24 protein-coding genes and 1 other RNA gene are annotated in these 21438 nt (G+C 35.2%); 5 read left to right on the forward strand and 20 right to left on the reverse strand.

Annotated elements, in window-relative coordinates; all coding sequences use genetic code 11:
* Nucleotides 1-45: 45 nt before the first annotated feature.
* The 4 genes from ACMGE6_RS00965 to ACMGE6_RS00980 all read right to left on the reverse strand — a co-directional run bounded on the left by ACMGE6_RS00965 (nucleotide 46) and on the right by ACMGE6_RS00980 (nucleotide 1598).
* Nucleotides 46-333, reverse strand: a complete 288-nt coding sequence (locus ACMGE6_RS00965) for a thioredoxin family protein (RefSeq protein WP_414044711.1) — start codon at nucleotides 331-333, stop codon at nucleotides 46-48.
* Nucleotides 323-712, reverse strand: a complete 390-nt coding sequence (locus ACMGE6_RS00970) for a toprim domain-containing protein (protein ID WP_414054115.1) — start codon at nucleotides 710-712, stop codon at nucleotides 323-325. The genes ACMGE6_RS00965 and ACMGE6_RS00970 overlap by 11 nt, the downstream gene beginning before the upstream one ends.
* Nucleotides 713-804: 92 nt before the next feature.
* A complete protein-coding gene (gene gcvH, locus ACMGE6_RS00975; protein ID WP_414044713.1) occupies nucleotides 805-1173 on the reverse strand; it encodes a glycine cleavage system protein GcvH in 369 nt (122 codons plus the stop codon).
* A gap of 71 nt (nucleotides 1174-1244) precedes the next feature.
* Nucleotides 1245-1598, reverse strand: a complete 354-nt coding sequence (locus ACMGE6_RS00980; RefSeq protein ID WP_414044714.1) for a Spx/MgsR family RNA polymerase-binding regulatory protein — start codon at nucleotides 1596-1598, stop codon at nucleotides 1245-1247.
* Nucleotides 1599-1731: 133 nt separating this feature from the next.
* On the opposite strand from ACMGE6_RS00980, the gene ACMGE6_RS00985 reads away from it, so the two are divergent.
* Nucleotides 1732-2052, forward strand: a complete 321-nt coding sequence (locus ACMGE6_RS00985; RefSeq protein WP_414044715.1) for a thioredoxin family protein — start codon at nucleotides 1732-1734, stop codon at nucleotides 2050-2052.
* Nucleotides 2053-2088: 36 nt separating this feature from the next.
* Here ACMGE6_RS00985 and ACMGE6_RS00990 read toward each other — a convergent pair whose 3' ends face one another.
* Nucleotides 2089-2622, reverse strand: coding sequence for a nitroreductase family protein (locus tag ACMGE6_RS00990; protein WP_414054116.1), 534 nt, complete (start codon nucleotides 2620-2622; stop codon nucleotides 2089-2091).
* Nucleotides 2623-2685: 63 nt separating this feature from the next.
* On the reverse strand, nucleotides 2686-3408 hold the full coding sequence (gene aroD, locus ACMGE6_RS00995) for a type I 3-dehydroquinate dehydratase (RefSeq protein ID WP_414054117.1): 723 nt from the start codon (nucleotides 3406-3408) through the stop codon (nucleotides 2686-2688).
* A 196-nt stretch (nucleotides 3409-3604) separates the two neighbouring features.
* Between aroD and ACMGE6_RS01000 the strand changes: the two genes are divergently transcribed.
* Entirely contained in the window at nucleotides 3605-3865 is a 261-nt protein-coding gene (locus ACMGE6_RS01000; protein ID WP_414047807.1) for a hypothetical protein, read from the forward strand.
* 86 nt (nucleotides 3866-3951) lie between these two features.
* Nucleotides 3952-4310, forward strand: a transfer-messenger RNA (tmRNA) gene (gene ssrA / locus ACMGE6_RS01005).
* 98 nt (nucleotides 4311-4408) lie between these two features.
* On the opposite strand, the gene smpB is transcribed toward ssrA, so the two are convergent.
* The 11 genes from smpB to ACMGE6_RS01060 form a co-directional block, all read right to left on the reverse strand.
* Nucleotides 4409-4876, reverse strand: coding sequence for an SsrA-binding protein SmpB (gene smpB, locus ACMGE6_RS01010; RefSeq protein ID WP_414054118.1), 468 nt, complete (start codon nucleotides 4874-4876; stop codon nucleotides 4409-4411).
* A gap of 10 nt (nucleotides 4877-4886) precedes the next feature.
* Nucleotides 4887-7223, reverse strand: coding sequence for a ribonuclease R (rnr, locus tag ACMGE6_RS01015; RefSeq protein WP_414054119.1), 2337 nt, complete (start codon nucleotides 7221-7223; stop codon nucleotides 4887-4889).
* Between the two features lie 16 nt (nucleotides 7224-7239).
* Entirely contained in the window at nucleotides 7240-7980 is a 741-nt protein-coding gene (locus ACMGE6_RS01020) for an alpha/beta hydrolase (protein ID WP_414054120.1), read from the reverse strand.
* A gap of 86 nt (nucleotides 7981-8066) precedes the next feature.
* Nucleotides 8067-8300: a preprotein translocase subunit SecG gene (gene secG, locus ACMGE6_RS01025; RefSeq protein WP_414044723.1), complete on the reverse strand. Its 234-nt coding sequence runs from the start codon at nucleotides 8298-8300 to the stop codon at nucleotides 8067-8069.
* A 123-nt stretch (nucleotides 8301-8423) separates the two neighbouring features.
* Nucleotides 8424-9728, reverse strand: a complete 1305-nt coding sequence (gene eno / locus ACMGE6_RS01030; RefSeq protein WP_414054121.1) for a phosphopyruvate hydratase — start codon at nucleotides 9726-9728, stop codon at nucleotides 8424-8426.
* Nucleotides 9729-9836: 108 nt separating this feature from the next.
* Nucleotides 9837-11369 carry a 2,3-bisphosphoglycerate-independent phosphoglycerate mutase gene (gpmI, locus tag ACMGE6_RS01035; RefSeq protein WP_414054122.1) on the reverse strand — a complete coding sequence of 511 codons (1533 nt, stop codon included), beginning with the start codon at nucleotides 11367-11369 and terminating at the stop codon, nucleotides 9837-9839.
* Nucleotides 11369-12118, reverse strand: a complete 750-nt coding sequence (gene tpiA, locus ACMGE6_RS01040) for a triose-phosphate isomerase (RefSeq protein ID WP_414054123.1) — start codon at nucleotides 12116-12118, stop codon at nucleotides 11369-11371. The genes gpmI and tpiA overlap by 1 nt, the downstream gene beginning before the upstream one ends.
* A 16-nt stretch (nucleotides 12119-12134) precedes the next feature.
* Nucleotides 12135-13325, reverse strand: a complete 1191-nt coding sequence (locus ACMGE6_RS01045; protein ID WP_414054124.1) for a phosphoglycerate kinase — start codon at nucleotides 13323-13325, stop codon at nucleotides 12135-12137.
* A gap of 114 nt (nucleotides 13326-13439) precedes the next feature.
* The gene (gene gap / locus ACMGE6_RS01050; protein ID WP_414054125.1) at nucleotides 13440-14453 is read right to left on the reverse strand and encodes a type I glyceraldehyde-3-phosphate dehydrogenase; all 1014 of its coding nucleotides are present in this window, start codon (nucleotides 14451-14453) and stop codon (nucleotides 13440-13442) included.
* A gap of 243 nt (nucleotides 14454-14696) precedes the next feature.
* Entirely contained in the window at nucleotides 14697-15722 is a 1026-nt protein-coding gene (locus ACMGE6_RS01055) for a sugar-binding transcriptional regulator (RefSeq protein WP_414044729.1), read from the reverse strand.
* 147 nt (nucleotides 15723-15869) lie between these two features.
* Entirely contained in the window at nucleotides 15870-16112 is a 243-nt protein-coding gene (locus ACMGE6_RS01060; protein ID WP_414054126.1) for a glutaredoxin family protein, read from the reverse strand.
* Between the two features lie 207 nt (nucleotides 16113-16319).
* Here ACMGE6_RS01060 and clpP point away from each other — a divergent pair, with 207 nt between their 5' ends.
* Both clpP and ACMGE6_RS01070 read left to right on the forward strand, forming a co-directional pair.
* Nucleotides 16320-16910: an ATP-dependent Clp endopeptidase proteolytic subunit ClpP gene (clpP, locus tag ACMGE6_RS01065; RefSeq protein ID WP_414044731.1), complete on the forward strand. Its 591-nt coding sequence runs from the start codon at nucleotides 16320-16322 to the stop codon at nucleotides 16908-16910.
* 152 nt (nucleotides 16911-17062) lie between these two features.
* Nucleotides 17063-18466: an alkaline phosphatase gene (locus tag ACMGE6_RS01070; protein WP_414054127.1), complete on the forward strand. Its 1404-nt coding sequence runs from the start codon at nucleotides 17063-17065 to the stop codon at nucleotides 18464-18466.
* A gap of 119 nt (nucleotides 18467-18585) precedes the next feature.
* Here the strand turns inward: ACMGE6_RS01070 and whiA are convergent, their stop codons facing one another.
* From whiA to rapZ, 3 genes are read right to left on the reverse strand one after another with little or no spacing between them, the layout of a single operon-like run.
* A complete protein-coding gene (gene whiA, locus ACMGE6_RS01075; RefSeq protein ID WP_414044732.1) occupies nucleotides 18586-19536 on the reverse strand; it encodes a DNA-binding protein WhiA in 951 nt (316 codons plus the stop codon).
* 1 nt (nucleotide 19537) lies between these two features.
* Nucleotides 19538-20530, reverse strand: coding sequence for a gluconeogenesis factor YvcK family protein (locus tag ACMGE6_RS01080; RefSeq protein WP_414054128.1), 993 nt, complete (start codon nucleotides 20528-20530; stop codon nucleotides 19538-19540).
* Nucleotides 20517-21419 carry an RNase adapter RapZ gene (gene rapZ / locus ACMGE6_RS01085; RefSeq protein ID WP_414044734.1) on the reverse strand — a complete coding sequence of 301 codons (903 nt, stop codon included), beginning with the start codon at nucleotides 21417-21419 and terminating at the stop codon, nucleotides 20517-20519. Before rapZ ends, ACMGE6_RS01080 begins: the two co-directional genes overlap by 14 nt.
* Nucleotides 21420-21438: the final 19 nt, after the last annotated feature.

Below are 21438 nucleotides of genomic sequence, written 5' to 3' on the forward strand. Positions count from 1 at the left end.
TATATTTATTTGTAATGTGAATATGTTCTTAATCTTAAAATAGTTTTATGCATTCGTCAACAGTAAATTAATATTTTCATACAAAGTTGTCACTGATTCAAACCGATATGAAATTTGCTTTACTTCTTTATCAACAACAAATAGCATAACAGGAACACTTTGTATTTCATACGTAGTACAAAGTTCTTCATAATAATTCAGGTCAACCTTAATGACTTCAACTTGCATGGATGCTGCAGTGATATCCAGCATTTTTTCAGCGAGTTTACATGTACCACAAAAAGGAGTATACCCAAATAAAATAAAGGGTTTGTTCGTTATATTAAATTGCAAAAGCCTGTCTAAACTCATAATTCAAAGACTTACCTTTCCACTGATATCGCTCATCTACATCAAACTGATGTTTTGTTAAAACCCTCGCTAAATAGTCACGTGGACAATTGCCCACTTCACCATATTTAGGATCAATATGAATATGATTACTTTCGCTTAAATGGCGTTTAAACCAGGCTCTGATTTTATGACCCGCTTTATCACTATCTGTCATGATATAGACTTTTTGATGATACAAATCTTCAATCATATCGTCTAATTTACCAATTCCCATAGTACCATTCGTGCAAATAATATGTACAGGTTCCGTCAAAACTTCTTGTAATCTCATCTTGTCACGTTTTCCTTCAACTACGATAACTTTAGTAATTACAGACATGTCCATCACCTTTTTATCATATTGTATTAAGTTTTACTGGCGTAAATTAAAAAATTTCCTTGATAATAATATTATCAAGGAAATTATAACATTTATGCATTAATCATTTCATCATATTGTGCTTGGTCTAATAATTCATCTAAACCAGCATCATCAGCTTCAACTTTAATCATCCAAGCTTGATCCATTGCAGATTCGTTAACTAATTCAGGTGAATCTTCTAATTCTGAGTTAACTTCAATAACTTTACCTGAAATTGGAGCATATAATTCTGAAACAGTTTTTACTGATTCAACGCTACCAAATGGAGCACCAACTTCGATTTCATCTCCTACTTCCGGTAATTCAACGAATACGATATCACCTAACTCTGATTGTGCGAAATCTGTAATACCAATTGTTTTTACGTTATCTTCTGATTTAACCCATTCGTGATCTTTTGAAAATTTTAAGTTTGACATGATTAACCCTCCGTTTAATTAAAGTACTATCACTATAATAATGACATAATGTAAGCGTTTATTCAATCATTTTATAGCCAAGTTGCCTCGTATTCTTTTTCTTTAAAGCCAAGTGTAATCTTTTCTCCATTGACTGCAAGGGGTCTTTTCACCAGCATACCGTCAGATGAAAGTAGATCTAGCTTTTCTTCAAATGATTTATCACTTAATGTATCCTTTAAATTTAAAGCCTTAAACTTAGCACCTTGTTTATTAAATAATAAATCTATATCCACGTTTGTATCTTCAACTATTTTTTTAAACTCTTGTGATGTGGGCGTTAATTCAACGATATTTATCGGTTCAAAACTTACCCCATGTGTTTCAAGATATTTTGCCGCTTTTCTACAAGTACTGCAATTTGGTAATTGATAAAATTTAATCATCGTGTAGCCTCCTTGTTAAGTTAACCTAATATTAGCAATTTTTTAAATCAGTTACAACATCGATTCTTATCGTTTAATAATTCAATAAAAAGGTATATAATTAATATATAAAAAATAATGTGAGGTTATTAGTATGAGAACAATTAGCCAATATGAAGAATTTAAAGAAATCATAAACCAAGATGAAAAAGTAATCGTGAAATTTTTTGCTGACTGGTGCCCTGATTGCACACGTATGGATTTCTGGATTGATCCAATTGTAGATGAGTACAATGATTATACATGGTATAAAATTAACCGTGATCAAGTGCCTGAAGCTGCAGACGAAAATGAAGTCATGGGTATTCCAAGTCTGTTAATCTTTGAAAAAGGTGAAAAATTAGCACATTTACATTCAGCTAATGCTAAAACTCCAGAATCAGTTAAAGCATTCTTGTCAGAAAATCTTAAATAACTTCAAATTCCCGGCGTTTTTAATGCCGGGAATTTTTTAATATTCTGTTGTTAAATCGATTTTTTTACGTTGCTTTAGTTCAGCTTCTGTTTGTGCTGTTAAGTTTATCGCACAGTAAATCATTTCATCCGCCTTACAACCAAGATGCTCAGACAACTTAGGATGCAATAAAGGTGGTTGCGTTTTAATGCAACTCCCTATGCCCTCAGCATATAATGCTAAAGACAATGTCTGTATGAACCCACCTATCGCCAATATGTCTTCCAGATTTTCTTTTTGGCGTCTATCACGTGGACCAATCACGATGAGTATACCTGCTAATTGTGAGGACTTCTCAATATTTGTATTAATTTTTTCTTCATTATTTTTAAATGCTACCTCACCAAATGCAGCAGCATATTCTTTGATTCTATCCTTCTTAACCCATAATATACGCCACGGTTCACGCATACCATGATTAGGTGCATATGTTGCAAGATCTATTGCACGTCTTACACTTTCATCATCCACTGTTGAATCACTATATTGTTTAATACTTCGTCTATTCATTATTGCATCTTTTAATTCCATAAAAAACCCCCCTTATAACTGATAACTATTATCAATTATAAGGAAGAGTTCATTATTTGTAAATTAAGATTGATAAAGCGTAATCTGATCGTGTAGGTCTTTCACATGAATTTGTCCCGGTGCAACAGGTTTCCCAACATATCCAAATGTCATAGAAGAACCAAATACACCACATGCAACACGTGTAATTTTGCCGATATCATCCATGGCAATACCAATTATATTTAGTTCACAGTTTTGTTTCGTTTCATATACCACCGACATAAGATTGAGTACGTCCTTACCATCATGAGGCTTAACTGCTAATTTACAATAATCTGCTTTCAGCTGAATCATGCGATTGTATATTGCTAGCATATCTTTCGTTCGTGGCGTAAATTCATATTCATGATGACTAATCAGTACTAATATATCATTAGCACGTGCTAGTACTATTAACTTATCCATATAATCTTCATACATCATTAATTCAAGATCGATGATATCACATAATTTTTTTTCGATTACTTCTTTCACCAGCTCAAAATATGCGTCCATAGAAATTTTAGACTTTCCATCGTTATCTTCTGTGCGATATGTAAATAATATTTGTTTGTCCGGCAATTTTTCTTTGATAATTTTTATTTCTTCTTCGTGACCGTTCACAGTTGTGTCGGCTAAATCTGCACGATACTCTACAATATCAAAATAATCTTTATATTGAGCTGCTTCAGCCAGAATATCTCCATCTTTAATGTTTGATAAGGTTAATATTACCTTTGGAATTGCATTACTTTGCTCTGCCATTATTTGTCCTCCTCTAGTCAATCCAATAATAACAGTGAAAGTATGGTAAAATAGAAAGGTGCTGTTAATTATTGAACAGTTTCTTACATCTATTCTACCGTACTTGTTCAATAAATTGTATCAATTATACCCATAATTTAAATTCAAAAGAATTTATTTTGGAACACAGCTGAATTTAAATGATGGAGGAAGAGAAATGAAAAAAATCTTTGATTTAAAAACTATTCCAGGCTGGAAAGTAGATAACCATACAAAAATCGCTATACGTCTTGTTGAGAACAAAAATTATATCGCAATTACCAAGCCTATCTATAAAAGTCATAGTATTATGGACGTGATCGAATATAAGATTAATAAGGATAAGCATGTGACGTTTAAAAACAAGAACAACAATAATCAGATACGTGTCGATATTGATGAGAACGCCAGAACAATCAATATCCATCAGCTGGCATAGTTCAATTTTGAATTATGCTTTTTTGTTGATAATATATTTCGATTTTGTTATATTTAAATATGCTAGTTATTTTATAATACTATCTCGGGGGCGTTACGGATTCGACAGGGGTCACTTGGGTTGGTATAGCGTGTCGGAGGGTTGTCTTCGTCATCAACACAACAGTTATAATAACTGGCAAAACAAACAATTTCGCAGTAGCTGCCTAATCGCACTCTGCACCTCTCTTAAGCATCGCCTATGTGCTTAATGTAGAGGTTCAACTTTAGTAGGATACGACGAACACTTCCGCCTGGAGTCTGTTCGTAAGAGATTAATCGGGCTAGCGTTACATTAGGATGTCCGTTTTCAGATGTAACGTGAAAACTTAATAACTGGACTACACACGTAGAAGTATCAATTGCAGGATCTTTGGACGCGGGTTCGACTCCCGCCGTCTCCATACATAAATCGCTTAACCGCATGGTTGAGCGGTTTTTATTTTTGTGAACGCGCTTTGGCCCCTAATTGTAAGAACAAACAAAAAAACTACTAATCCATTGATTAGTAGTTTGCACGTTCTTTCATCGCGCGATCCATTTCTCGTTTCGCTTCTTTAGCTTTTAATGCATGACGTTTATCATAGTCTTTCTTACCTTTGGCTAGGCCAATTAGCATTTTACAGTATCCATTTTTTATATATAACTTTAGAGGTACTAATGCATAGCCTTGCTCACGTGTCTGTCCAAATAGCTTATCTATTTGTTTACGCTTCATAAGTAACTTGCGTGTTCTAAGTGGATCATGATTAAATCTATTTCCTTCTTCATAAGGCGCAATATGCATATTATACACATACATTTCGCCGTTATAGACTCTCGCATAAGAGTCTTTTAAGTTCGCACTACCACGTCGAATAGATTTAATTTCTGTACCTTGTAAGACGATACCCGCTTCAAATGTTTCTTCAATCGTATAATCATGACTCGCCTTTCTATTTTGTGCGAGTGTTTTTCCATCACCTTTTGGCATGACTTCACCTCTATTTCTTTTTACCTCGGCGTGCATTTTTCACAGCTTTTGATTTATAGAACGGCTTTTTCCCACCATTTTTCTTTGCTGCTTTACTGAATTTTTCACCGGCCGCTTTACCTCGACCCTTTTTGCGAGGTTTCTGGTTTGATTGTGTGTTTCCAGCTTTACGTTCAGCTTTTATTTTTACTTCTTTTATTTTTCTTTCAATCTTTGTCATATCCATGCCTACAATTGCAAAATCAATCATACGTTCATCGACATTTACATTAACTACTTTAACTTTCACTCTTTGACCGATTTTAAAAACTTTACCGTGTCTCTCACCAATCATGGCCATATGGCGTTCATCAAAGTGATAATAATCATCCGTCATATTAGAATTATGAACCATACCTTCAATCGTATTCTCCAATTCGACAAACATTCCGAAATTAGCAACTGAACTAATAATACCTTCAAATTCTTCACCTAAGTGTTGAATCATATACTCAGCTTTCTTAAGATCATCAGTATCTCGTTCTGCGTCAATTGCACGTCGTTCACGTTTTGATGTATGTTCTCCAATATCAACTAATTTATCTTCCCATAATTCTTTCTGTTCTTCATTCATTGATTTCTCAATTAAGTATTTACGAATTAATCGATGAACAATCAAATCTGGATAACGTCGGATTGGAGAGGTGAAATGTGTATAGTATTCAGCTGATAAACCAAAGTGTCCTAAATTTTGTTCCGAATATTTGGCTTGCTGCATTGAACGTAACATTAGCGTAGAAATTACGAGTTCTTCTGGCTTCCCTTTTATTTCTTCACCAATATTCTGCAATGTTTTAGGGTGAATATTTTCTGTTCCACCTTTAATAATCAGACCGAAGTTTGTTATAAACTCAAAGAATCGCTTCAAGCGGTCTGCTTTAGGTTCTTCGTGTATTCGATAAAGAAATGGCACTTTTAATTTCGCAAAATGCTCTGCTACAGTTTCATTGGCCATTAACATAAATGATTCAATCAGGCGTTCACCTGTTCCTCGTTCACGAATAACAACTTCTTTAGGTACACCCACATCATCTACAAGAATCTTCGCTTCTTTCAAATCGAAGTCGATTTCTCCACGCTTTACACGCATTTGTTTCAGTATATCTGCTAATGCTTTAGCATGTTTCAACATTTCATAGACATGTTGATACTCATGAATAAGTATTTCATCGTTATCTTCTAAAATTTGATTCACTGCATCATACGTCATGCGTTCATCTGAATTTATTACACTCTGGTATATTGAATGATTAACGACATGTCCAGTGTGGTCTATTTCCATTTCACAACTTAACGTTAAGCGATCTACTTTTGGATTTAATGAACAAATGCCATTACTTAAACGATGCGGTATCATAGGAATCACACGGTCAACTAAATAAACACTTGTACCACGTTCATAAGCATCCTGATCCAGCATTGATCCCTCGGTCACATAGTGACTTACATCTGCTATCGACACAATTAAATTATAGTTACCGTTATCTAACTTCTCAACGCTAATCGCATCATCTAAGTCCTTAGCATCTGCCCCGTCAATCGTAATTGTTAGGACATCTCGTAAATCTACACGATGCTGATAATCTTTAGCATCAATCTCATCCGGCACTCTGTTTGCTTCTTCAATTGTAGCAGGACTGAAATCAATATTAATTCCATGATTGTAGATGATAGAAAGAATATCTACCCCCGGATCATTTTTATGTCCTAATATCGCCTTAACCATACCTTCAGGATTATTTGTTCCATCGGCATACTGCGTGAGTTCAACTAACACTTTATGTCCTTCTACAGCACCTAAATTTTTACCCTTAGGAATAAATATATCCTGCGTGATGCGTTTGTCATCTGGTAAGACAAAGCCAAAATGTCTTGCTTCGGTATACGTACCCACTACTTGCGTAATCGCACGTTTCTGTATTACTTTTACTTCACCTTCATTACGTCCATCACTCGCTTTAGATACACTCACTAACACTGTATCTCCGTCCATTGCGCGATTTATTTTATTCGGTGGAATGAAGACATCTTCTATCGCTTCATTTTCAGGACGCACAAAAGCAAATCCTTTTTTATGCTGACTCAAAGTACCTTGTACTAAATCTCCAGGAGCACCCGGAATAAAGTATTTATCATTTTTCGTACGACTAATTCTACCAGTCTGTTCTAGCGCAACCAATGTTTTCACGAGACCTTTAAAGTCATCTGCATCTTTTAAACCAAGGTGTTTTTCGACTTCTTCTACTGTAATTGCATTTCCCTTTAAAGATTGTAAATATGCAATAACTTCTTCTTCAAACAGATGCATAAATATAGCCTCCTTTTTAATTTGACCACTCCAATGACTCTAAAAATGTGAGAAAATCATTAAATAATTGTTCTTTCTCAACATCTATCGTAACAACATGGCCACTTTTCTCATACCAATGTATTTCTTTTTCTTCACTTTCAGATTCATTATAGATAATATTAGCTGAATCTGGATCTATCATCGTATCTAAACGACCTTGTCCAACAAATAAAGGTGCATAAACGTTGCCAAGTGTCGGTCTGATTTCTGCTAATGTTGATTGTAATTCTTCTAACATCGAAGTAGGATGAAATGCCTTCATTTCACTTTCAATCTGTTCTGGTGATTTACCTTCACGTTTTTTAAATTCACGTGCATATGCTAGTACACCTTCAAACATTGTGCCTGTCGTTTTAATATGCATGGGTGAACAAAATGTTCCTACACCAACTACATCTCTATACTGGCTCAATTTTAAACTGAAGACGCCTCCTAGTGAAACACCCGCTACTGCGATATCATCGTAACCTTTAGATTTTAGCAGGTCATATGCTTCAGTAACCTGACTCCACCATACATGCGGACTGGACGCAAGTAACTCTTCAGGCGGCACACCGTGCCCCTCATAATGAGGTGCATAGCACGTATATCCTTCTTTCTGTAAGAAACGTGCTAACTGACGTACATCAGAAGAATTTCCAGTAAATCCATGAAGTAATAAAACTGCTCTTTTTCCTTCTTCAAATAAAAAAGGTTTTGGTAATTGTATTCTCATATATAAAACTCCTTATAATCATATTGTATGTGTTTTAAGGTAAAAATAAAAATAAAAGAGTCCGAACTGACTGTCCGGACTCACTTTTACATACCAAAATAACCGATTGCAATTGTAATTAAGAAAAGTAAAACAGACGCAACAATCGTAATTCTATTTAAAATTAGATCCACACCACGTTGTTTTTGTTTTCCGAATAATTGTTCAGCTCCACCACTAATTGCTCCTGATAAACCATTACTTTTACCTTCCTGTAAAAGAACGACTGTAATCAGTACAAGACAATCAATAATCAGTAATACTGTAAGTAAAGTATTCATTGATGGTCCTCCTCAATTTCTAATAACTCATATAATATTAACATATTCATATGTAAAAAGAAACATAAGAAAAGGAACGCACGTTACGTTCCTCCTCAAATGTATAGACTATAAGTTTAATTGTTATTTATTGATATTATAGAAAGAATTTAATCCTTCATATTTAGCTGTTTCAAATAATTCATCTTCGATACGTAATAATTGATTGTATTTTGCAATACGATCAGTACGAGATAATGAACCCGTTTTGATTTGACCCGCATTTGTAGCAACTGCGATATCAGCAATTGTTGTATCTTCAGTTTCTCCAGAACGGTGAGAAACAACTGCAGTATATCCTGCTTTTTGAGCCATTTCAATCGCCTCAAATGTTTCAGTTAAAGTACCGATTTGGTTAACTTTAATTAAAATTGAGTTACCCACACCTTCTTTGATACCACGTTCTAAAATTTTAGTGTTTGTAACGAACAGGTCGTCACCTACTAATTGAACTTTATCACCGATACGTTCAGTTAAAGCTTTCCAGCCTTCCCAGTCGTTTTCATCCATACCATCCTCGATTGAGATGATTGGATATTTATTCACTAATTCTTCTAAGTAATCTACTTGTTCAGCAGAACTACGTTTCGCACCTTTTTCACCTTCGAATTTCGTGTAGTCATACACGCCACCTTCATAGAATTCAGAAGATGCACAGTCAAATCCTAAGTATACATCTTTACCTGGCTCAAGACCCGCAGCTTTGATTGCTTCTAAGATTGTCTCAACAGCATCTTCAGTACCTTCAAATGTAGGTGCAAATCCACCTTCATCACCAACAGCTGTAACTAAACCACGTGATTTTAAGATTTTCGCTAAGTTATGGAAGATTTCTGCTCCCCAGCGTAGTGCTTCTTTAAAGTTTGGCGCACCTACAGGTAATACCATAAACTCCTGGAATGCGATCGGTGCATCTGAGTGAGAACCACCGTTAACGATGTTCATCATAGGCACTGGTAATTGTGTCCCGTTAAATCCACCTAAATATTTATATAATGGCATACCTAAATATTCAGCAGCAGCACGCGCTACAGCCATAGAAACACCCAAAATAGCATTCGCACCTAATTTACCTTTATTTTCAGTACCATCTAAGGCAACCATCATTTTATCGATTGAAACTTGATCTAATACAGAGAAGTCACCTTCAATAATTTCTGGTGCAATAATTTCATTAACGTTTTCAACTGCTTTTAATACACCTTTACCTAGGTAACGCGCATTATCTCCATCACGTAATTCTACTGCTTCGTGTTCACCAGTAGAAGCACCAGATGGCACTAACGCACGTCCTAATGCGCCACTTTCAGTAAATACTTCAACCTCAATTGTTGGGTTACCTCTTGAATCTAGTACTTCGCGTGCATAAACATCTGTAATAATTGGCATGTGTAAAACTCCTTTGTTTGTTATATTTTCTATTTTATTATTCACGATTTAATCGGAATAATCAATTAAATAAATTAATTTTAGTAATACTATTTATTCAAATATGGATTATTTCTGAATTAATGATTCTCCAGTCATTTCAACTGGCTTTTCAACGCCTAGTAAATCTATTAACGTTGGTGATAAGTCTGCTAATCGACCACCACTGTGCAATGTTACGCCTTCACGTGTAACAATCACTGGAACTGGATTTGTTGTATGTGCTGTCATCGGATGACCATCGATTGTTAACACTTCATCAGAATTACCATGGTCAGCAGTGATAACAGCTGTTCCACCCATTTCTAAAATCTTATCTACTACTGCACCTAAACATTCATCTACTGCTTCGATTGCTTTAATGGTTGGCTCCAGCATACCAGAATGCCCTACCATGTCAGGATTTGCAAAGTTTAATAAAACTAAATCTAAATCTCCTTTATCAAGTTCTGCAAGTAAAGCATCACGCACTTCATAAGCACTCATTTCAGGCTTTAAGTCATATGTTGCAACTTTTGGAGAATCAATTAATACACGACGTTCTCCATCGAATTCTTCATTTCGGCCACCACTCATGAAATACGTTACGTGTGGATACTTCTCTGTTTCAGCAATACGTAATTGTTTTAAACCATTTTTACTTGCTACTTCACCAATCGTATTTACTAAATCTTCTTTTTCAAATACAACATCAGCTTTAACTTGATCGTTATATTTTGTAAATGTAACGAACTTGATACCAATTAAACGTTTATCCATTTTAAAGCCATCAAATTCTTCATTCGTATATACTTCAGATAATTGAGCAGCTCGGTCCGGACGGAAATTGAAGAAAATCATCGCATCGCCATCATTAACGCCTGTGTTTTCAGAACCAACTTCATTGTCTTTTACAACAAATGGCACAACGAATTCATCATTTACGCCTTCAGCATAACTTGCTTCAATACCTTCTTTAGCAGTCTTGTATTCGACACCTTTTCCATAAGTCATCGCATCATATGCTAATTGTTCACGGTCCCAGCGTTTATCTCTATCCATTGCATAATATCTACCTGAAACTGAAGCAAATTGACCGACGCCAATTGCTTCAAACTGACGTTCTGTTTCTTCAACGAATTGTAATGCTGTTTGTTGACCCACGTCACGTCCATCTAAAAAGGCATGCACATAAACTTTTTCAACGCCTTGATCTTTAGCAAGTTTTAATAATGCAAATAAGTGTTCATAATGACTGTGAACGCCACCATCTGACAGTAATCCCATCAGATGTAATGCTGAATCATGTTCTTTTACATGCTTCATTGCATTAAGTAAAACTTCATTTGTAAAAAAGTCACCATCTTGAATCGATTTATTAATACGTGTAAGTGATTGATAAACAATACGTCCTGCACCAATATTTAAGTGACCTACTTCAGAGTTACCCATTTGTCCTTCTGGTAATCCAACATCAAGCCCACAAGCTTTTAATTGCTCATGAGGGTATTGGTTGTAATAACGATCAAAATTAGGTTTATTTGCTTGTGCGACTGCATTACCGAATGTTTCTTTTCGACAAGCAAATCCATCTAAAATGATTAATGCTGTAGGGCTTTTCATTAATTAGCACCTTCTAACAATTTTACGAATGAATCAACTTCTAAAGAAGCTCCACCGACTAATGCACCATCGATGTTTTCATTTGCCATATATTCTTTAATGTTTTCAGGTTTAACTGAACCACCATATTGAATACGAACCGCTTGAGCTACTTCTGTATTAAATTCTTGTTCTACAACTGAACGTACAAATTTACAAGAAGACTCAGCGTCTTCACTAGTAGCAGACTTACCTGTACCGATTGCCCAGATTGGTTCATAAGCAATCACTGCTGATTTTGCTTGTTCTTCTGTGAAACCTTTTAAAGCATTTTTTACTTGCGATCCCACACGTGCTTCAAATTGACCTGATTCACGTTCTTCATCTGTTTCACCACAGCAAATGATCGGTGTCATACCATGTTTAAATACTGCTAATGCTTTTTTGTTCACATCTTCATCTGTTTCGCCAAAATATTCACGACGTTCTGAGTGACCTAAAACAACGTATTTAACACCTAAGTCTTTTAGTGCCGCAGGTGAAGTTTCACCTGTAAACGCACCATTGTCTTCGAAATAACAGTTTTGAGCACCAATATTTAAACCTTCAACATTTGCACTTACTAAAGCATCTAATTGGATTGCTGGTGCACAGATTACTGCATCAACACTCTCAGTACTTGGTAATGCGGGTAATTTTGTAACAAAATCTTTTGCTTCTTTTACAGTTTTGTTCATTTTCCAGTTACCTGCAATAATTGGTTTTCTCATATTAACATCCACCTTTTTATTTTTCAGAAATTGATTTAATTCCCGGTAATTCTTTACCTTCTAAATATTCTAATGAAGCTCCGCCACCTGTAGAGATGTGCGTGAATTTATCTGCAAATCCTAAATCTTGAGCTGCAGCAGCTGAATCTCCACCACCGATAATTGTTGTTGAGCCTTCTAAATGAGCGATAGCTTCACATACACCGATAGTACCTTTTGCAAAGTTACTCATTTCAAAAACACCCATTGGTCCATTCCATACAACAGTTTTAGCACCTGTTAATTCTTTTTTGAATAATTCAACTGTTTCTGGTCCAATATCTAACGCTTGAAGATCTTGAGGAATATCATCAACTGATACAGTTGAAATTTCTCCATCATTAGAGAACTCTTTCGTTACGACAGCATCAACAGGTAATACAATTTTATCTGCACCACGTGCTAATAAATCATTTGCAAGTTCAATCTTATCTTCTTCTAATAATGATTGACCAATTTCTTTACCTTGTGCTTTTAAGAATGTATATGCCATTCCGCCGCCTATTAATACTTTATCAGCAACTTTTAATAAGTTTTCAATCACGCCAATCTTATCTGAAACTTTTGCACCACCTAAAATTGCAACAAATGGACGTTCTGGATTTTCAACAACGCCACCGATAAACTTAATTTCTTTCTCCATTAAAAATCCAGCAGCAGTGTCTACGTGCGTTGCTACACCAACGTTTGAAGCATGCTCACGGTGTGCTGTACCAAAGGCGTCATTTACAAACACATCACCTAAAGAAGCCCAGTATTTACCTAGTTCAGGATCATTTTTACTTTCTTTCTTACCGTCTAAATCTTCAAAGCGTGTATTTTCAAATAACAATACATCACCAGCATTTAATTCACTAATTGCTGATTCTAATGCTTCACCACGTGTTTCAGCGACGAATTTCACGTCTTTCCCTAATAATTCAGATAAACGTGTTGCTACAGGTTGTAATGATAACTTCGCTTTATCCTCTTCAGCTTTCACTTTACCTAAGTGAGAGAATAAAATAACTTTACCACCTTGTTCAATAATATATTTAATAGTAGGTAATGCTTCTACAATACGATTGTCATTCGTAATCGCACCATCTTTCATCGGTACATTGAAATCCGCACGCACTAGAACTTTTTTGTCTTTTAAGTCTAAATCTGAAACAATTTTTTTAACCATTTTGATGGCCCCCTATAAAAATATTAGTCCTTACGATATATATTATAGCAATGAAATACTAATAATAAAATAAGCGGGAGAAGCGTAATCTTCTCCCGCTTACGCGTGTCATTATTATTTAGCTTGTGCTTGCTCAGCTAAAAATTCTAAAGTACGTACTAATTGAGCAGTGTAACTCATTTCGTTATCGTACCATGCAACTGTTTTAACCATTTGGTGTTCACCAACAGTCATTACACGAGTTTGAGTTGCGTCGAACATTGAACCGTAAGTAATACCGATGATATCAGAAGATACGATTTCATCTTCAGTATAACCGAATGATTCGTTAGTAGCAGCTTTCATCGCAGCGTTAACTTCTTCAACTGAAACTTCTTTTTCAAGGATTGTTGTTAACTCAGTTACTGAACCTGTAGGAACTGGAACACGTTGTGCTGAACCATCTAATTTACCTTTTAATTCAGGAATAACTAAACCGATTGCTTTAGCAGCACCTGTTGAGTTAGGAACGATGTTGTTAGCAGCTGCACGCGCACGACGGAAATCACCTTTCGCATGTGGCGCATCTAAAGTATTTTGGTCACCAGTATATGCGTGAACTGTCATCATTAAACCTTCGATAATTCCGAACTCATCATTTAAAACTTTAGCCATAGGTGCTAAACAGTTCGTTGTACAAGAAGCACCTGAAACGATTTCTTCTGAACCATCAAGTACATCATGGTTAACATTATATACTACAGTTTTTAAATCCCCTTTAGCTGGTGCAGAAATTAATACTTTTTTTGCACCTGCAGTAATATGCGCTTGTGCTTTTTCTTTATCTGTAAAGAAACCAGTACATTCTAAAACGACATCAATTTCTAATTCTCCCCATGGTAATTCGGCTGGATTAGGATTTTCGAATGATTTGATTTCACGGCCATTAACACGGAAACCACCTTCGATAACTTCAACTTCTTCTTTAAAGCGACCTTGAGTAGTATCATATTTTAATAAATGCGCTAACATTTTATCATCAGTTAAATCGTTTACTGCAACTACATCGATACCTTCAACCTCTTGTAATCTTCTGAATGCTAAACGTCCAATTCTACCAAAACCGTTGATTGCTACTTTTACTGCCATGAATAATGGCCTCCTTTATATATCTTTTTTATTTTATTAGGGGACACCCTAAGTAAATCCATTGTTTACAAATGTAATATCTATATAAATTGTATAAAAATTTACTGAATATTACGAAATACAATAACACCTTTATTATAACCATAATCAACATTCAAATAAAAATATTACGCATATAAAATTTTTTATCAATATTTAAAAACCTTAAATCCAATCTTAAAATTAAACTAAAAACCATAATAATTATTGCTTCATTTGCTTAATCAACCAATGTGCAACAGCTGAATCAATAATTAATATCGTATGTTTCGGTGCAACTTTTAAGTAAGCTTCGATGGCATGCTGTTTCGTTGTACCGCCAGCCACTGCTATTACATTCATCGATTCATTAATATCCTCAAGTTGTATGCCTATCGTTCGAACTTTATGAACAATCTCACCTTGAGCATTAAAGTAGTAACCAAATGCTTCAGCTACCGCTTGTTGTTCTTTTAAAGCCTGGATATCTTTTTCAGATGAATGTCTGCGTTTTGCCATTTTAAGCGCATCACCTATACCATGAACCAGTACATCAGCATGCTTTATATGTTTAACTACCCGTTTAACGGAAGGTTCATTGACAAGTGTATGGTAAGCCTCATCACTAACCTGATCAGGAACATATAATACCTCAAATTGGCATTTAGCGTGGCTCGCCATCTGCTGAACGATGGCATTCGCCTGAAAAGATAACTCCTCTCCTAACCCACCACGTGCTGGTGTAAAGGTAATTTGTTTATTAAAAGGCTTTAATTGATTTGCAACACTCAACATCGTTGAACCACCAGTAACAGATACTATATCATTATCCTTTACAATACGATGTAAAACATTGCTAGCAGCCTCACCCAATCTATCTTTGACGATAAAATCGGTATCAACATTGCCATTTACTACAATCACTTCATTCAAATTATAGTATTCTTTAATTTGCTTTGACAAACTTTCCAGCGCTGCATAGCCCTCCATTAAAGGTTGCAGTTGATGAATCAGACTCTTACCTTCTTCAGTAATCGTCATACCCTTTGTTGAAATTCTGACAAGACCTTGTGCTTTGAGAATTTCAATCTCTGTACGCAATACTCTTTCACTGATTAATAGGATATCGCTTAAAGCACGACGTCCTATTTGATGATGCAGAGCAATTGAATCAAGAATTAAATACCGACGATACATCTTTTCAATTAAATCGGGAATCAAAAGTTGTTGAACCTGTAACAAGTGATTCATAAGACTCCTCCTTTAATCGAATTATTGGTCAATATTCGTCCCGCACGGGTCAAAAAACCACTTACGTTACAAAGCAATAATAACAAGCATTCTATTGTTTTGCAAGTATTTAGAATAATTAAAACGTTTACATAAATAAGTAAGTATTTATTTGCTGAAATAATCAATGATGGTTACAAAATCTATTTGCCCCTCTTGTATAACTTGTTTGTTTTTACGATCAACCAAAACCGGTACGCGTATACAATATAGTTCATTTAAAGCATCATTCAATTGAATATTAATCTCTTCAACTTTCAGCGCCACATCTTCATGAGCAATTTCAAGTTGAATTTTGGCATCGTTGCACAAACCGCAATTGGGTTGAGTGTATAAAATTACTTCGTTCATTACAGTCACCTCTACTTATATAATTAAATCATTTTAAACGTAAAACAATATATTTCACTTTACTATCTTTATATAACTACTACTATTATAATAGTAGTAAGACAATTATTAACGGAATAATATTATGGTTAGTCAGTTTTAAATCTTTGACTATATTTGACGTTATAGTGTATATTATTTTTAACAGTAAACAAGGAGGCAATTAACATGAATTTAATACCAACAGTAATTGAATCAACAAACCGTGGTGAGCGTGCTTACGATATCTATTCACGCTTACTTAAAGATAGAATTATTATGCTGGGATCAGCAATTGATGACAACGTTGCGAACTCAATTGTTTCACAGTTATTATTTTTACAAGCTCAGGATGCTGAAAAAGATATCTACCTTTACATCAATTCACCGGGCGGAAGTGTCACTGCAGGTATGGCAATATATGATACAATGCAACATATTAAACCAGATGTACAAACAATTTGTGTCGGAATGGCTGCATCAATGGGCTCATTCTTATTAGCTGCCGGTGCTAAAGGAAAACGTTTTGCGTTACCTAATTCAGAAGTCATGATTCATCAACCATTAGGTGGTGCAGAAGGACAAGCAACTGAAATTGAAATCGCTGCCCGTCACATCTTAAAAACGCGTGAAAAACTTAACCGTATTTTATCAGAACGCACTGGTCAACCTATTGAAAAAATCGAAAAAGATACTGACCGTGACAACTTCTTATCTGCTGATGAAGCAAAAGAATATGGATTAATCGATGAAGTGATGCATCCTATTGAAGAAAAATAATAAATATAGTTTTTGCCAATCTGTATTATCAGATTGGTATTTTTATTTACATAATTAAATCAATTTTTTACAAACAATTTACACATTGTCTACATAAAATTTATAATCCACTGATATAGTTAAAGTATCAAATATTAGGAGGATTCACTCAAATGGTAAATTTTAAGTCAATTGCAGCATCAACTTTAATTGCAACAACGGTAGCATCAACTGTTATTCCTTTTAACGCTCAAACTGCAGATGCAGCTTCAGCCAAAAAAGCAACTTGTTCAAAAACACCTAAAAATGTTATTTTAATGATTGGTGACGGAATGGGTATTTCTCAGTTAGGTGCTTACCGTTACTACAAAGATAATGAATCTAAACCTGGTTTAGACAAAATTTTCTTTGATCAATATTTAGTGGGTTCTCAATTAACAATCAGTGATGATGAAAAATTAAACATCACTGATTCAGGGGCTGCTGGTTCGGCATTAGCAACAGGCGTTAGAACTTTTAATGGTGCTATTTCAGTTGATAAGAATAAAAAGCCTGTTGAAACCGTTTTAGAAGCATACAAAAAAGCTGGTCGTTCTACTGGTTTAGTAGCTACGAGTGAATTAACACATGCCACTCCTGCGGTATTTGCAGCACATAATGAGTCACGTAAGAATGAAATGGATATCGCTAAACAAATGACACGTACAGTGAAAGTTGGTAAGTATACACGTCCAATCGTCGACGTAATGCTTGGTGGTGGTGTTGATTTCTTCAAACAAAAAGATGAGAATGGTAAAGTGACTTTAGACTTAGTAAAAAAATTAGAAAAACGTTCTAAATTCAAATATGTAACTACACGTGAAGCAATGTTAAAAGAAAAAAATTCTAAAGCTAGTCGTATGATCGGATTATTTGCACCATCAGCAATGAGTAAAGATATCGACAAAAAACCTGAAGAACCATCTTTAAAAGAAATGACTGATACTGCAATCAGCAAATTATCTAAAAATAAAAAAGGTTTCTTCTTAATGGTTGAAGGTTCTCAACCAGACTGGTCAGGACATGCGAATGATCTAACGGGTATGATGAGTGAAATCGCTGCATTTGATAAAGCATATCAATCAGCAGTAAACTTCGCTAAAAAAGATTGTAACACTTTAGTTATCGCTTTAGCTGACCATGCTACGGGTGGTTTATCAGTAGGAACAGGCGATAAATACGAATTCCATCCAAAAGTTGTTAAAGACATGAAGATGACGCACGAAGGATTATCAACTGAATTAGTTAAAGACGGTGCGGATATTGAGAAATTAATCAACGACAACATCAAAATCAAAGATCTTTCAGCTGAAGAGCGTCAAGCAATCGTTGATGCTGCGAAATCAAAAGATCAAGCTGCAACTTTAAAAGCAATTAATAAGGTTGTTGATGTTCGTGCAAATGCTGCATGGGGTTCATTAGTTCATACTGGGGAAGAAATTCATGTTTATGCTTACGGTCCTGGTCGTGAGAAGTTCGCTGGTGTTCAACACAACATCCAAAATGCTACAAATATTAAATCATTCTTAAAAAAATAATATAACAACGTAACATACCAAAACCGAGCTGAGTAACAAATCAATGTGATTTGTTGCTCAGCTCGGTTTTCTTTACTTCTTTCAAATGAGTGAAATGTAGAAATTTTAAATTCAAAAAGTTATTTCTTTAATTCAATTTGCTCACCTGCACGCAGCTTGTCAGCAATTTCATCTAGTTTTCTTAGACGATGATTTACACCTGACTTTGAAATCACACCAGTTGATACCATCTCCCCTAGTTCCTTTAAAGAAATATCCTGATGTAATACGCGCAGTCTAGCAATTTCTCTTAGTCTGACTGGTAATTCATCAATACCAATCTCCTGATCAATGAGTTTAATATTTTCAACTTGGCGCATTGCTGCACTAATTGTTTTATTCAAATTAGCTGTTTCACAGTTTACAAGTCGATTAACAGAATTTCGCATATCTCTTACTATTCGTACATCTTCAAACTTCAGTAATGCTTGGTATCCGCCAATGATACTTAAAAACTCTGAGATTTTTTCAGCTTCTTTCAAATAAGTTATATATCCTTTTTTACGTTCTAACGTCTTTGCATTCAATTCATACTCATTCATCAATGCTGTCAAACCTAAAGAATGACTTTCGTATAAAGAAAATATTTCAAGGTGATATGAAGACGTTTCCGGATTATTGACTGATCCTCCTGCTAGAAATGCGCCTCGCAAGTAACTACGTTTACAACATTCATCTGCTACAAGTGATGTATCTACAATTTGTTTAAATTCACCGTCCGTCAATATTTTTAACTCATCCAGTATTTCTTTTGTTTTCATTTTTATACGGCAAATATATACATTATTTTTTTTGAGTTTCATTTTTTTACGAACGAGCAATTCAATATCTACGCCAAATATCTTTTTCGTTAAGCTATAGACTCTTCTTGCTATAGCTGCATTTTCAGACTGTACATTAATCACCCATTTCATTTCCTGAATGCTTAAATTACCGTTCATTCGTATCAGTGCTGATAGTTCTGCTTTACTACAACACATATCAGATTCGATACGTGTTAATTCATTTTTCATTTCTGAGGCAAATGACACCTTAGTCGCCTTCTTTCTGGTTAAACTCAATCGTGCTAATTTCACTTAGTGCTAATTCATAGATCATATCAGCGAGTATTTCATTATTGTGGCGGACAATCCCATCAAGGTTAATATCTACAAGTTCATTATCGGTAATTAATTCAATGCCCATTTTTCGAATGCGCTCATCGTCACATACAACAAAGGTTGATTTATTTCGTGCATAATTATCATGTATCTTATGCGGAAACTGCGCATTATTTGCAATGACAAATTGAATAAAGGATTGTCCTACATGCTCATGTATTGCTTCAATATGATCGGCTACTGAATAATCGATGGTTTCTCCGCGTTGTGTCATAATATTTGCAACATATAATTTCTTTGCGTTACTTTTGACAATCGCTTGAGCAAGTTCATCTAGTACCAGATTTGGAATAATACTCGTATATAAACTTCCTGGTCCCATCACAATCAAATCTGATTCCAGTAAAGCCTCAATTGCTTCGGTCATCGGTTTGATATTGGATGGGGTAAGAAATACACTATCAATTTTTTTATCTTTTAAAGGGATAAGTGACTCTCCAACTACAATTTCACCATCCTCCATTATCGCATTAAGAATAGGACTTGTATTCGTCGAAGGAATTACCGTACCTTTTACATTAAGAATTTTACTTAGCTCTTTCACAGCATGTCCAAAATCGCTTGTTACATCAGTCATTGCAGCCAGCATGAGATTACCTACCGGATGTCCACCTAGTGTTTCATCATTAAAACGATATTGAAAAAGTTTTTCAAGCATCGGCTCAACGTCGCTTAATGCTGCAAGCACATTTCTGATATCACCGGGTGCAGGTATATCCATAACATCCCGAATCTTACCTGTACTGCCACCATCATCTGCCACCGTTACGATTGCCGTTATTTCTACAGGATAATGCTTTAATCCTCTCGCCATTACAGATAATCCTGTTCCTCCGCCAATCAGACAGATTTTAAGCCTTCTCATCAATTATGCCTTCAATTAATGCATCTCTATGGCGAGTATTTAAATCAAAATCAAAGAAATCTATCAGTTCATTACTGATACGCTCAGCTAAAGCTACTGAGCGATGCTGTCCTCCTGTACAACCAATTGCTATCACAACTTGAGACTTACCTTCTCTCATATAACCAGGGATAACAAATTTAAGTAAATCCATTAATTTAGTATAGAATATCTCAGTTTCCTTCCATTTCATCACATAGTCATAGACACGAGCGTCCATTCCAGTTAAAGGTCTTAGCGCTTCAATGTAATACGGATTGGGTAAGAAACGTACGTCAAATACGATGTCAGCATCGATAGGGATACCATGTTTAAATCCAAAACTCATCACGTTGATTGAGAATATATTATCTTTACCTGAACCGAATAATTCAATCACTTTCGAGCGTAATTCTTTTGGCTTAAAGTCTGTAGAATCAACGATATGTGTCGCTACACCACGTAAATCTGCAAGTAGTCGACGTTCCTCGTTAATAGCATCCAGTGGTGTACCTCCGGATGCAATAGGATGAGTACGACGTGTTGCTTTATAACGTGAGACCAGCACATTATCTTGTGCTTCAATGAATAATACTTGAACTAATATTTCAGTTAAGTTTGTTATATTTTGAAGTTCTTCTCTTAAATTATCAAAAAAGTCTTTACCACGTAAGTCAACACCTATTGCTACACGTGACATTGACTGATGATTATCTTGCATCAATTCAACAAATTTAGGTAATAAAATAGGTGGCAGATTATCTACACAAAAATAGCCTAAATCTTCAAGACACTGAATTGCTACAGATTTTCCTGCCCCACTCATTCCTGTGACAATCACTAACTTTTTAAAGCTCTCTTCATTATTCATCGATATCCCCCTTAAGAAG

It is taken from the genome of Macrococcus equi, assembly GCF_047426745.1.
In the GTDB taxonomy this organism is placed as follows: domain Bacteria; phylum Bacillota; class Bacilli; order Staphylococcales; family Staphylococcaceae; genus Macrococcoides; species Macrococcoides equi.